Source organism: Luteimonas changyuni (assembly GCF_039548395.1).
GTDB lineage: Bacteria > Pseudomonadota > Gammaproteobacteria > Xanthomonadales > Xanthomonadaceae > Luteimonas.
Genome location: NZ_JBCLUZ010000028.1, coordinates 47,597 through 60,848, shown reverse-complemented (window position 1 = coordinate 60,848; position 13,252 = coordinate 47,597). Strand labels below are relative to the sequence as shown.

General features: G+C 70.0%; 9 protein-coding genes. 7 read left to right on the top strand and 2 right to left on the bottom strand.

Annotated elements, in window-relative coordinates; translation table 11 throughout:
• Positions 1-631: 631 nt before the first annotated feature.
• Positions 632-1,405 carry a hypothetical protein gene (locus tag WCD84_RS10845; RefSeq protein ID WP_343281373.1) on the top strand — a complete coding sequence of 258 codons (774 nt, stop codon included), beginning with the start codon at positions 632-634 and terminating at the stop codon, positions 1,403-1,405.
• Positions 1,406-1,570: 165 nt separating this feature from the next.
• Here the strand turns inward: WCD84_RS10845 and aceE are convergent, their stop codons facing one another.
• The gene (gene aceE / locus WCD84_RS10840; RefSeq protein ID WP_343281372.1) at positions 1,571-4,264 is read right to left on the bottom strand and encodes a pyruvate dehydrogenase (acetyl-transferring), homodimeric type; all 2,694 of its coding nucleotides are present in this window, start codon (positions 4,262-4,264) and stop codon (positions 1,571-1,573) included.
• Positions 4,265-4,449: 185 nt separating this feature from the next.
• Between aceE and WCD84_RS10835 the strand changes: the two genes are divergently transcribed.
• Genes WCD84_RS10835 through WCD84_RS10825 form a run of 3 tightly spaced genes read left to right on the top strand, consistent with a single transcriptional unit; the run spans position 4,450 to position 7,053 of the window.
• Complete coding sequence (locus WCD84_RS10835) at positions 4,450-6,252, top strand: ATP-binding protein (RefSeq protein ID WP_343281371.1); 1,803 nt, start codon at positions 4,450-4,452, stop codon at positions 6,250-6,252.
• Positions 6,249-6,689 carry a response regulator gene (locus WCD84_RS10830; protein ID WP_343281370.1) on the top strand — a complete coding sequence of 147 codons (441 nt, stop codon included), beginning with the start codon at positions 6,249-6,251 and terminating at the stop codon, positions 6,687-6,689. Before WCD84_RS10835 ends, WCD84_RS10830 begins: the two co-directional genes overlap by 4 nt.
• Positions 6,690-6,696: 7 nt before the next feature.
• Positions 6,697-7,053: a response regulator gene (locus tag WCD84_RS10825; RefSeq protein ID WP_343279619.1), complete on the top strand. Its 357-nt coding sequence runs from the start codon at positions 6,697-6,699 to the stop codon at positions 7,051-7,053.
• Here the strand turns inward: WCD84_RS10825 and WCD84_RS10820 are convergent.
• A complete protein-coding gene (locus WCD84_RS10820; RefSeq protein ID WP_343281369.1) occupies positions 7,050-9,392 on the bottom strand; it encodes an NADP-dependent malic enzyme in 2,343 nt (780 codons plus the stop codon). The genes WCD84_RS10825 and WCD84_RS10820 overlap by 4 nt on opposite strands.
• Before the next feature lie 175 nt (positions 9,393-9,567).
• Here WCD84_RS10820 and dgcN point away from each other — a divergent pair, with 175 nt between their 5' ends.
• Genes dgcN through WCD84_RS10805 form a run of 3 tightly spaced genes read left to right on the top strand, consistent with a single transcriptional unit; the run spans position 9,568 to position 13,252 of the window.
• Positions 9,568-10,623 (top strand): N-acetyltransferase DgcN, encoded by a 1,056-nt coding sequence (gene dgcN / locus WCD84_RS10815; protein ID WP_343281368.1) that lies wholly within the window; start codon positions 9,568-9,570, stop codon positions 10,621-10,623.
• Positions 10,617-11,624, top strand: a complete 1,008-nt coding sequence (gene dgcA / locus WCD84_RS10810) for an N-acetyl-D-Glu racemase DgcA (protein ID WP_343279622.1) — start codon at positions 10,617-10,619, stop codon at positions 11,622-11,624. The genes dgcN and dgcA overlap by 7 nt, the downstream gene beginning before the upstream one ends.
• A complete protein-coding gene (locus tag WCD84_RS10805) occupies positions 11,621-13,252 on the top strand; it encodes an N-acyl-D-amino-acid deacylase family protein (RefSeq protein ID WP_343281367.1) in 1,632 nt (543 codons plus the stop codon). Before dgcA ends, WCD84_RS10805 begins: the two co-directional genes overlap by 4 nt.

The window sequence follows — 13,252 nt, the reverse complement described above, 5'->3', positions numbered from 1 at the left end:
CGGGCCCGAACCTTTTGCGCGGTGGTGGACGGAGGCAACGTCTACGCAGATGTCGCAACCGGGCGGTCGTCACCGGATCAAGCGGCACAGCCACGCCAAGGCGACCCCTACGATCGCGAGCGCGCCCGCTCTTGATCTCCGTCCCGAAGCCAAGAAACTCCATGGCCCGTCCCGTGCACAGGGGGTGTGCGGAGAGCCGGCCATGGATGGCCGGCGCCCGGCCGCTGGGAGCAGGACGCGGAGACGGCCGGCGCAGCACACCCCCTGTGCGCGGGACGGGCAGCGCGGACCACAACGGAGAAATGCGCGGCACGTGCAGCGCGGACTACAACGGAGAAATGCACGAGACGGGCAGCGCTGACTACAACGGAGCAATTCCCGGCGCCGGCAGCGCAGACCAGGATGAAGCAGCTCCCGGCCCCAACTGTCATGTCATCACCCGGAGCCTCGAGAAGAATCAGCTACTCCGCCGGGTCGGCCATGCGTCTCTCCCTCACTTGGGAGAAGAACCCATTTTTTGCCTGAATGGCGCGCGCAGCCAAATGTTACCCGCGCCTGCGCGCAGCCTCCACGCCGCCACAACCCGCCGCGCGCAATAGTCGATGTTCCCCCACACCGCAGGAACGCACAGATGAACAACAGAGACTCTTCCCCCGACGCAAACCGCGACCCGATCAGCGGCGCCCCGGGTTCGCATCCCGTGGGCGTGGCCGCCGGCGGCACGGCGGGTGCGCTTGCCGGCGCCGCGGTCGGCAGCCTCTTCGGCCCCATCGGCACCCTGGTCGGAGGTGGCATCGGTGCCGTCGGCGGCGCCGCTGGCGGCAAGTCGCTTGCAGAACGCGTCGACCCGACGGCCGAAGTCGAATACTGGCGACAGGATGCCGGCAACCGCGAGTACTACCAGGCCAACCGCGACTTCGACCGCGACTATGCGCCCGCCTACCGCATGGGCACCGAATACCGCAACGAGGCCGGCCAGCGCGAATGGAACGAAGCCGAGCCGCAGCTGCAGCAGCGCTGGAACGAGGCCCGCGGCGACTCGAGCCTGGACTGGGACACGGCGCGGCCCGCGGTGCAGGATGCGTATGCCCGCACCGACCGCACCTACAGCGCCTATGAGGATACGGACCAGCACTACTCCAGGCAGTACGACAAGACCGATTACTACAGCGACGGCTTCGGTTTTGACGACTACCGCTCGGCCTACCGCTACGGCACCCAGGCGCGCACCTCGCGTCCGCAGGCGTCGTGGTCTCCGCAGACCGAGTCCGAGCTCGAGCGCGGCTGGGAGCAGGCCAAGGGCGAGTCGCGCCTTGGCTGGCAGGACGCCAAGGCCGCGGTCAAGGACGCCTGGCACCGCGTCGAGGAACGCATGCCCGGCGATGCGGACCGCGACGGCCGCTGATCCACCGGCTGCAACAGCGTGACCACGAGGCCCCCGCTTGCGGGGGCCTCTGCATTCGTGTCGCCGTGGCACATGGCATCGAACAGCCAGGCAAATAACCGCCCCGGGCCAGCCAGGTCCCTGGCGAAGCCGATCATGGCCGGGGGCCGGGCGACTGCGTCCCGCTCAGGCGTGCAGCGGGTTCGGCCGCTCGGTGTCGATCCTGTAAAGCTTCAGCGCGCGCGCCGCGTCCTTTGCGGTCATCGTGCCGTCCTTCGCCAGGGCGTCGATCGCGGCATGGGCGATGTGGAAACGATCGACCTCGAAGTGCCGGCGCAGGTTGGCGCGGGTATCCGAACGGCCGAAGCCGTCGGTGCCCAACACCGTGTAATGCATCGGCACGAAGGCGCGGACCTGGTCGGCGAAGGCGCGCACGTAGTCGGTGGCCGCGATCGCCGGGCCCTGGCGGCCTTCGAGCAGCCCGGTGATGTAGGCCTTGCGCGGCTTCTTCGCTTCCGGGTTGTGGCGGTTCCAGCGCTCGACGTCGAAGCCGTCGCGGCGCAGCTCGGTGAAGCTCGGGCAGGACCAGATGTCGGCGGTGACGCCGAAGTCCTTGTCCAGGAGTTCCGCCGCGGCAATCGCCTCGCGCAGGATCGTGCCCGAGCCCATCAGCTGCACGCGCAGCTCGCCCTTCTTCGGCTTGCCGGCGTCCTTGAGCAGGTACATGCCGCGGATCACGCCTTCGGCCGCGCCCTCGGGCAGCGCCGGGTGGGCGTAGTTCTCGTTCATCAGCGTCAAGTACCAGTACTCGTCCTGCTGCTCGTCGAGCATGCGGCGCATGCCCTCCTGCAGGATCACCGCCACTTCGCCGGCGAAGGTGGGGTCGTAGGCGCGGCAGTTGGGGATGGCGCCGGCCAGCAGGTGGCTGTGGCCGTCCTCGTGCTGCAGGCCCTCGCCGTTGAGCGTGGTGCGGCCGGCGGTGGCGCCCAGCAGGAAGCCGCGCGCGCGCATGTCCGCGGCCTGCCAGGCGGCGTCGCCGACGCGCTGGAAGCCGAACATCGAGTAGTAGATGTAGAACGGCAGCATCGGCAGGTCGTTGCTGCTGTAGCTGGTCGCAGAAGCCATCCACGATGCGAATGCACCGGCTTCGGAAATGCCTTCCTGCAGCACCTGGCCGGTGGCGTCCTCGCGGTAGTACATCAGCTGGTCACGGTCGACCGGCTTGTACTTCTGGCCGTCCGGGGCGTAGATGCCGATCTGGCGGAACAGGCCTTCCATGCCGAAAGTACGCGCCTCGTCGCAGACGATCGGAACCACCCGCGGGCCGACCTGCTTGTCGCGCAGGATGATGGCCAGCGACTGCACGAAGGCCATGGTGGTGCTGATCTCGCGCTCGCCGGTGTCCTTCATCAGGCGCTCGAAGACCTCGAGCTTCGGCGCGGCGAGCGTCTCCGTGCTCTTGCGGCGCCGCTGCGGCAGGTAGCCGCCGAGCGCGGCGCGGCGCTCCTTCATGTACTCGATTTCCTCGGACTTCTCGCCGGGATGGAAGAACGGCACCGCGCCGTCCTTCAGCTGCTCGTCGTCGAGCTGGATCTTGAAGCGGTCGCGGAAGGCGCGCACGGCCTCGTCGTCGAGCTTCTTGGTCTGGTGGGTCGGGTTCAGCGCCTCGCCGGCCGACCCCATGCCGTAGCCCTTGACCGTCTTGGCCAGGATCACCGTCGGCTGGCCCCTGGTCTCGACCGCGTTCTGGTACGCCGCGTACACCTTGTGCGGGTCGTGGCCGCCGCGGTTGAGGCGCCAGATGTCGTCATCGGACAGGTTGGCGACCATGGCCGCGGTCTCGGGATACTTGCCGAAGAAGTTGTCGCGCGTGTACTTGCCGCCAAAGGCCTTGCAGTTCTGGTACTCGCCGTCGACGGTTTCCATCATCAGCTTGCGCAGGATGCCGTCCTTGTCGCGGGCCAGGAGTGGATCCCAGTAGCTGCCCCAGATGGTCTTGAGGACGTTCCAGCCGGCGCCGCGGAAGTTGCCTTCCAGCTCCTGGATGATCTTGCCGTTGCCGCGCACCGGGCCGTCCAGGCGCTGCAGGTTGCAGTTGATGACGAAGACCAGGTTGTCCAGGCCCTCGCGGCCGGCGATCGAGATCGCGCCCAGGCTCTCCGGCTCGTCAGTCTCGCCGTCGCCGAGGAAGCACCAGACCTTGCGGTCGGACTTCGGCATCAGGCCGCGCGCCTCGAGGTACTTCCAGTTGCGCGCCTGGTAGATCGCAGCGATCGGGCCCAGGCCCATCGAAACCGTGGGCGTCTGCCAGTAGTCGGGCATCAGCCAGGGGTGCGGATAGGAGGAAATGCCGCGGCCGTCGACCTCCATGCGCAGGTTGTCGATCTGCGACTCGCTGATGCGGCCCTCGAGGAAGGAGCGCGCATAGATGCCCGGCGAGGAATGGCCCTGGATGTAGAGCAGGTCGCCGGGGTGGTCTTCGGAAGGCGCGCGCCAGAAGTGGTTGAAGCCGACGTCGTACAGCGTCGCGCTGGAGGCGAAGCTGGCGATGTGGCCGCCGAGGTCGCCGGGCTTGCGGTTGGCGCGCACCACCATCGCCATCGCGTTCCAGCGGATGATCGAGCGGATGCGCCATTCCATGGTCTGGTCGCCGGGGATCTTCGGCTCCAGGTGCGGCGGAATGGTGTTGATGTATTCGGTGGTCGGCGCGAACGGCAGGTGGGCGCCGGCGCGGCGGGTCAGTTCGACCATGCCTTCCAGCAGCTGGTGGGCGCGCCCGGTGCCTTCGGCATCGATGACCGCCTTCAGGGACTCCAGCCACTCGCGGGACTCGGTTGGATCCGGATCGTTCTCGAGGACGTCGTTCAGCCAGCTGTTCATGCTCTGCTCCGCAACGGCACACCGGCCGCGTCTGTCGTGGGTCTTGGGACCCCCGATTCTACCAGCGCCGCCGCCAGGGCCGGCGAGCGCGTTTGCCTGATGGCACCCGCTTGGACGATGATCCTGCGGCTGGCCGGCGCTCCTGCGCGCCGGCGCACCGATCCACCCAGGGGAACCCGTCGCCGATGCCCTCCGCCGCCACGCCACTGGTCGCCTCCCGCTGGCGCATTCCGCTGCTGGTCCTGGCCGTGCTCGTGATCGTGGTCGCGCCGTTCCTGCTGCTGCGCATGGCCGAGGAGCGCAACCGCGACGCCGAGACCATGGTGGCGCACACGCTGCAGGTCGAGGCCGCCCTGCAGGTCGTCAGCGCCGCGGTGCGCAACATCGAGGCGGTCACGCTGGAACGCCTGCTCGGCGCCGACGCGCCGATTCTCGAGGAGCGCATGGACTACAGCCTCACGGTGATCAAGCCGACGCTGGACACCATCGAGGAGCTCACCCGCGACTCGGCCGATCAGCAGGTGCGCATCGGCCGGCTCCGCGAGAGCATCAGCCAGCGCCTGGACCAGATCGAGCGCCTGGTCGCGCCCGGCGGCGGAGTCGACCAGGCGGAGCTGCAGCGACTGGCGGAACAGTTCCCGGTGCAGGCGCCGATCGCGGAAATGGTGAACGCCGAGCGCATGCTGCTCGCCGAACGCACCGCGGTCGCGGAACGCGCGCGCAGCCAGGCGTCCTGGCTGTCCGGCGGCACCCTGTTCGCGCAGATCCTGCTGCTGGTTGGCCTGGCCACGCTGGCCGCCCGCGACTCCGACCGGCGCGGCCTCGCGGAAGTCGCCTCGCAGCGCGCCAACCTGCGCGCCGCGGCCGTGCTGGACACCGTGCGCGAGCCGATCGTGCTGCTCGACAAGTCGCTGCGCATCGTGATGCACAACGCCGCCTTCAGCGAGCTGTTCGGACTCGGGGAGGATGGCCGCGGGCAGCTGCTGTCCGAGGTCGGCTCCGGCGCCTGGAACGACGAGGAAACGCTGCGCCGGCTGCGCGACGTCTGCGGCCGCGACCGTGAACTCTGGGACTACGAGCTGACGCAGCGCACCGCCGACTCCATGCAGCGGGTGATGCTGGTCAACGCACGCCTGATGGAGCTTCCCGACAGCGACGACACCGTCGCCCTGGTGACTGCCAGCGACATCAGCCTGCAGAAGGCCAGCGAAGAGCACATCCGCGACCTGAACCGCCAGCTGGAAGGCAAGGTCGAGCAGGTGTCCGACGTCAACCGCGAGCTCGAGGCCTTCAGCTATTCGGTTTCGCACGACCTGCGCGCCCCGCTGCGCCACATCGCCGGCTTCGCCGACAAGCTGCGCCGCCATCTGGGCGAAGACATCGACGAAAAGGGCGCCCACTACATCGGCGTGATCGGCGGCTCGGCCAAGCGCATGTCGGAGCTGATCGACGACCTGCTGGTCTATTCGCGCCTGGGCCGCAGCGCGCTGCGCCTGCAGGCAGTGGACATCCAGTCGCTGGTCGAGGAAACCCGGGCGATGCTCGACAGCAACGTCGCCACCGAGGCACCCGGGCACCACGTGCAGTGGCGCATCGGGCCGATGCCGGTGCTGGTGGCCGACGAGAACATGCTGCGCCAGCTCTGGGGCAACCTGATGGGCAACGCGGTCAAGTACAGCATGCAGAGCGAGCCGGCTGCCATCACCGTCGAGCACGCCCTGGGCGCCGACGGCGAGCACGTCTTCAGCGTCCGCGACAACGGCGCCGGCTTCGACATGGCCTACGCCGGCAAGCTGTTCGGCGTGTTCCAGCGCCTGCATGCCCCCAGCGAATTCAGCGGCACCGGCATCGGCCTGGCCAGCGCAAAGCGCGTGGTCACCCGGCACAATGGCCGCATCTGGGCCGAAGCCGAGCCCGGCAAGGGCGCTACTTTCCATTTCACTCTCCCAGCCAACCTCGACCTGAGCCAACGGAGTCAGACCGCATGACCGCCATCCGCACGATCCTCCTCGCCGAGGACAGCCCGCACGACGCCGAGATGGCCGTCGACGCTTTGAGGGACGCCCACCTCGCCAACCCCATCGTCCACGTCGAGGACGGCGTGGAGGCGCTCGACTACCTGTTCCGCCGCGGCAAGTTCGTCGACCGTCCCGAGGGCGACCCGGCCGTGCTGCTGCTCGACATCAAGATGCCGCGCATGGACGGCCTGGAGGTCCTCACCGAGCTGCGCAAGCACGAGAGCCTCAAGCGCATGCCGGTGGTGATCCTGTCGTCCTCGCGCGAAGAGAACGACCTTGCGCGCAGCTGGGACCTCGGCGTCAATGCCTACGTGGTGAAGCCGGTCGATGTCGACCAGTTCTTCGAGGCCGTGCGCACGCTGGGCAAGTTCTGGGCGGTGCTCAACGAGTCCCCGGGCGAAGGCTGACGTCGCCGTGCTCCGCGTGCTGATCGTGGATGATTCGCGCGACGACGCCGAGCTGACGGAATTCGCGCTGCGCGAGGCCCGGATCGTGATCGAATGCCGCAGCGTCCAGCGCGAAAGCGCGCTGCCCGCGGCCTGCGAGGGCTTCGTCCCGGATCTGGTGCTCTGCGACCTCAACCTCCCCGGCTGGTCCTGCGCGGAGGTTCTGGCGGCGGCGCGGCGGCATGCGCCGGAGGCCTGCTACGTGATCCTGACCGGTGCCGAGCCGCCGCAGGGCGCCGGCGAGCTGCCCGACGCCCACGCGGTGGTGCTGAAGGACGACCCCGCGCGCCTGGTCGAACTGGCGCGCGGACTCGTTCGCGCCTAGACGCCGTCCGCTTCCGCGGACCCGCCGCCGCTGCTGCTGCGACGCACGGCGCGGATCTGCGCTTCCACCGCGGTGATCGCGGTCATGTTGACCACGCGCCGCGGCGTGCTGCCCGCGGTCAGCACGTGCGCAGGATGGTCGACGCCCATCAGGATCGGTCCGAGCGCCACGCCGTCGGTCATCACCCGCACCAGGTTGTAGGCGATGTTGGCCGAGTCGATATTGGGCAGCACGTACATGTTGGCGCGGCCGGTGAGGGTGGTGTTCGGACACATGCGCTCGCGCAGCACCGCGTCCCATGCGGTGTCGCCCTGCATCTCGCCGTCCATGTCCAGGCGCGGCGCGCGCTTCACCAGGATCTCGCGCACCCGACGCATCTTCGCCGCGCTCGGGTTGTCGTGGCTGCCGAAGTTCGAATGCGACAGCAGCGCCACCCGCGGCTCGATGCCGAACAGCTTGAGCCGGTAGGCGCCCTGCAGCGTGGCCTCGGCGATCTGTTCGGCCGTGGGATCGACCTGCACGTGGGTGTCGAGGAAGAACCACACGCCGCGGTCGTTGATCACGCCGGTCATGGCCGAGGTGCCGGCCACCCCGCGGTCGAGCCCGAACACGGTGCGCAGGTAGCCGAGCTTCTTGTGGTAGCGGCCGACCAGGCCGCAGATCATGCCGTCGGCCTCGCCGCGCTGGACCATCAGCGCCGCGATCAGGGTGGCGCGCGAGCGCACCAGGTTCTTGGCTGCGTCCGGGGTCACGCCGCGGCGTTCGGTGAGCGCGTGGTACTGGCGCCAGTAGTCGCCAAAGCGCGGGTCGTCGTGGATGTTGGTGAGTTCGAAGTCGCGGCCTTCCTCCAGGCGCAGGCCCAGGCGCTCGATGCGCTGTGCGATGACCTCGGGCCGGCCGATCAGGATCGGCCGCGCAAGCTGCTCGTCGGCCACCGACTGCACCGCGCGCAGCACCGTTTCCTCTTCGCCTTCCGCGTAGACGATGCGCTTCACGTCGGCGCGCGCGCGCTCGTAGACCGGCTTCATGACCAGGCCGGTGCGGTGCACGAACTGGCCCAGCTTCTCGCGATAGGCATCGACGTCGGCCAGCGGCCGGCGCGCCACGCCCGACTCCATGGCCGCCTGCGCGACCGCGGGCGCGAGGGTCATCAGCAGGCGCGGGTCGAAGGGCCGGGGGATGAAGTAGTCGGCGCCGAAGGACAGCACGTCGCCGCCGTACGCGGCGCCGAGGTCGGATGATTCCCGCCGCGCCAGGTCCGCGATCGCATGCACGCAGGCGAGCTTCATGCGCTCGTTGATCTCGGTCGCGCCGACGTCGAGCGCGCCGCGGAAGATGTAGGGGAAGCAGAGGACGTTGTTGACCTGGTTCGGATAGTCGGAGCGGCCGGTGGCGATGATGCTGTCCGGGCGCGCGGCGCGCGCGGCATCGGGCAGGATCTCGGGATGGGGGTTGGCCAGGGCCAGGATCACCGGGCGCGCGGCCATGGTCGTGACCATGTCGGGCGTCAGCACGCCGCCGGCGGAGAGGCCCAGGAACACGTCGGCGCCCTCCACGATCTCGCCCAGGCTGCGCTTTGTGGTGTCGCGGGCGTAGCGCGCGCGGTCCGGATCCATGCCTTCGCGCCCGGTGTGGATCACGCCGTCGCGGTCGGCGGCGAGGATGTTGGCCGGCGTCGCGCCCAGCGCCACCAGCATGTCCAGGCAGGCGATGCCGGCCGCACCGGCGCCGGAATGCGCGATCTTCACTTCGTCGATGCGCTTGCCGGCGATCTCCAGGGCGTTGATCAGCGCCGCGCCGACGATGATCGCGGTGCCGTGCTGGTCGTCGTGGAACACCGGGATCTTCAGCCGCTCGCGCAGCTTGCGCTCGACGATGAAGCACTCCGGCGCCTTGATGTCCTCGAGGTTGATGCCGCCGAAGGTCGGTTCGAGGCTGGCGATGATGTCGACCAGCCGGTCGGGATCGCGCTCGTCGACTTCAATGTCGAACACGTCGATGCCGGCAAACTTCTGGAACAGCACGCCCTTGCCTTCCATCACCGGCTTGCTCGCCAGCGGGCCGATGTCGCCCAGGCCCAGCACCGCGGTGCCGTTGGTGATCACCGCCACCAGGTTGCCGCGGGCGGTGAGCGTGCTGGCCTCGTCGGGCTCGGCCACGATCGCCTCGCAGGCGTAGGCCACGCCAGGCGAGTACGCCAGGGCCAGTTCGCGCTGCGTCACCAGGGCCTTGGTCGGGACCACCTTGATCTTGCCGTGCGGACTGACCCGGTGGTAGTCGAGCGCCGCCTGCTTGAACTCTTCGGTGGACGACGGGCTGGCTGGCGGCTGTTCGGTCATGGCGTGGCTGTGGTCCTGGCGGGCCGTCCATTCTAGCTCCCCGGGCCGGTGCGGCCCGGCGATGCCATAACCCCGGGTTATGCGCGGCCGGCATCTTTTCAATGGCGGGACATATGCCCAGGACCGAAGATGGAACTCCCCCTGCCCAGCCGGGCCGCACAGGACGCACCAGGCCATGCCCGCCACCGTTTCCGCCTCATCCACCGCCGCCACGGACGCATCGCGCTGGCCGCCGCCGTTCCTGCTGTACCTGGGCAACGCGGCGGACGACCTTGCCGCCAAAACCGCGCGCGGGCTGGTGCAGTTCCGGCCCGAATGGTGCGTGGGCCAGTTCCGCGGGCCGGAATGCAGGACCAGCGTGCACGTGCCGGACATGGACTTCGCCCAGGCCCGCGCCGCCGGCGCCAACACCATGATCGTTGGCGTGGCCAATGCCGGCGGGCGGCTGGGCGCGGACTCGGTCGCGGACATCATCGCGGCGCTGGATGCCGGCATGAACGTCGCCTCGGGCCTGCACGAACGGCTGGTCTCGCACCCGGAGATCGTCGAGGCCGCGCGCCGCAACGGTCGCCACCTGTTCGACGCCCGCACCCCGCCGGCCACGCCGGTCGGCAACGGCGCGAAGCGCGCCGGGCGCCGGCTGCTGACCGTCGGCACCGACTGTTCCACCGGCAAGATGTACACCACGCTGGCGCTGGAAACCGAGATGCGCGGCCGCGGCCTGGCCGCCGATTTCCGCGCCACCGGCCAGACCGGCATCTTCGTGGCCGGGCGCGGGATCCCGATCGACGCGGTGGTCGCCGACTTCATTTCAGGCGGCATCGAATGGCTGTCGCCCGAGCGCCACGATGGCGGCTGGGACCTGATCGAAGGCCAGGGGTCGCTGTTCCATCCCTCGTACGCGGGTGTGTCGCTGGGCCTCCTGCACGGCGCCCAGCCCGACGCACTGGTGCTGTGCCACGAACCCGGCCGCCCGCACATGCGCGGCCTCCGCCACTACCCGCTGCCCGGCCTGGCCGCCACGCTGGAAGCAAACCTCGCCGCGGCGCGGCTGACCAGTCCCGGCGTGGTCGCGGTCGGCCTGGCACTCAACACCTCGAAGCTCGACCCGGCCGGTGCCGAGCGCGCCTGCCGCGAGGCCGAGGACCTGCTCGGACTGCCGGCACAGGACCCGATGCGCGGCGGCGTGGCGCGGATCGTCGACCGGCTGCTGGAATCGGTGCCGTGCTGAGCCTGGCGCATGCCAGCCACATGCTGGCAACGCCCTTCCGGATCTCGCGCGGCACGCGCACCTCGGCCGAAGTGGTGGTGGCGACGGTCAGCCGCGGCGGATGCACCGGCCGCGGGGAGTCGATGCCCTACGCGCGCTACGGCGAAAGCGTGGCCTCGGTGATCGACCAGGCGTCGCTGCTGGCCCCGGCCATCGCCGGCGGCCTGGACCGGCGCGGACTGTGCGAACTGCTGTCCCCGGGCGCAGCGCGCAATGCCCTGGACTGCGCGCTCTGGGACCTCGAGTCGCAGCAGCAGGCGGCCGCGGTCGCGTCGCTGCTGGGCCAGCCCGATGTCCCGCCCCTGGTCTGCGCGCAGACCGTGGGCCTCGACACGCCGGAACGCATGGCCGAGGCGGCGCGCGCGCTCGCCCACCTCGACCTGGTGAAGATCAAGGTCGATGCCACCGATCCCGCCGCACAGATCCGCGCCGTGCGCGACGTGCTGCCCCGTGCACGCCTGATCGTCGATCCCAACGAAAGCTGGTCCTTCGAACTGCTGCAGGCGATGCAGGCGGTGCTTGCGGAGGCCCGCATCGACCTGGTCGAGCAGCCGCTCCCTGCCGGCGAGGACGACGCCCTGCTCGGATTCGTACCGGTCACGCGCCTGTGCGCCGACGAGTCCTGCCACACCGCCGACGACCTGGCGCGCCTGCGCGGGCGCTACCAGGTGGTCAACATCAAGCTCGACAAGACCGGCGGCCTCACCGGCGCGCTGGAACTCCTGGATGCGGCGCGCGTGCAGGGCTTCGAGATCATGGTCGGCTGCATGATCAGCTCCTCGCTTGCGATCGCGCCGGCGTGGCACATCGCGCGCCACGCCGAATTCGTCGACCTCGACGGGCCGCTGTGGCTGAAAGACGACCACGCCGGCGGCGTGGCCATGCGCGACGGCCTGCTGCAGCCCGCGGCACCGGCGCTGTGGGGTGGCGGCACTCGCGCCAGGGACGCGCACGCCGCATGAGGGCCGCCCGCGGCCTGATGGTTGCCTGCCTGCTGCTGCTCGCCGGATGCGCCAGTCGGCCGCAGCCGCAGCAGCCGTCCGCAGTCGAGGCCAGGAATGAAGCTGACACCCTGATCCACGGCGGCCTGCTGTTCGACGGTGGCGACGGGCCCGGCCGGAGCGCCGACATCGCGATCCGCGGCGACCGCATCCTCGAAGTCGGACCCGGCCTGCGACGGCGCTACCGCGCGGCGCGCGAGATCGACGCCAGCGGCCACGTGGTGTCGCCGGGGCTGATCGACCCGCATACCCATCCCGACACCTACCTGCGCTCGCAGGATCCGGCGATGCGGCGCCTCCTGCCCTGGCTGCACCAGGGCGTGAGCACGATCTTCATCGGCATCGACGGCGGCGGCACACCGGACATCGCCGCCGAGCGCGCGGCGCTGGAAGCCGCGGGCACCGGCACCAACGTCGCCGCCTACGTCGGCCTCGGCCCCGTGCGCCGACGCGTGCTCGGGCACGATGCACGCGCACCCGACGACGCCGAGCTGGCGCGCATGCGCGGCCTGGTCGCGAACGCGATGTGCGAGGGCGCCTTCGGCCTCTCCGCCGGCCTGTTCTACGCGCCGCAAAGCTTCGCTTCGACCGACGAGGTGGTCGCGCTCGCGCACGAAGCCGGCGTCCGCGGCGGGATCTACGACACCCACCAGCGCGACGAATCGAGCTACTCGCTGGGCCTGATGGGCTCGATCGAGGAAGTGCTGGAAATCGGCCGGCGCGCACGGCTTCCGGTGCACATCGCGCACATCAAGGCGCTGGGCGCGGACGTCCACGGCAGCGCAGGCGACATCGTCGCGCGCATCGAGCGCGCGCGCGCCGAAGGCCAGCGCGTGACCGCCGACCAGTATCCGTGGCTGGCCTCCTCCACCAGCCTTGGCGCCGCGCTGCTGCCGCGCTGGGCGGTGGACGGCGGGCGTCCGGCGCTGTTCGAGCGGCTCGACGACCCGGTCACTGCCGCCCGCATCCGCGACGGCATCCGCGACAACCTCAAGCGCCGCGGCGGTGCCGACGCGATCCTGATGACCGGCACCGGCTGGCCGTGGAGTGCGCGCACGCTGCAGCAGTTCGCCGTCGAGGCCGGCCTCGACCCTGTCGAAGCCGCGCTGCGCATCATCCGCGAAGGCGGCACCGGGCGCACCGGCTCGGCGCAGCGCATCGCCTCGTTCAACATGCGCCGCGATGACGTCGACCTGCTCATGCGCCAAGCCTGGGTGCTGACCGCCTCCGACGGCGGCGATGGCCATCCGCGCCAGTACGCGACCTTTCCCGAGAAGTACGCGCGCTTCGTCGTGGGTGAGGGTGTGATCGACCTGGCCGCTTTCATCCACCGCTCCACCGGGCTGACCGCGACCACGTTCGGCATCGCCGATCGCGGCTTCCTGCGCGCCGGGCAATTCGCAGACGTGCTGGTGTTCGACCCGGAGGCCTACGCGCCGAAGGCCGACTACATCCGGCCGGACGTGCTGTCTACGGGCGTCGTGCACCTGTTCGTCAACGGAATACCGGTGATCGACGAGGGCCATGCGGCACATGCCCTGCCGGGCCGCATGCTCCAGCATCGTCCGCCTCCGGGCACCTGCCCCTGA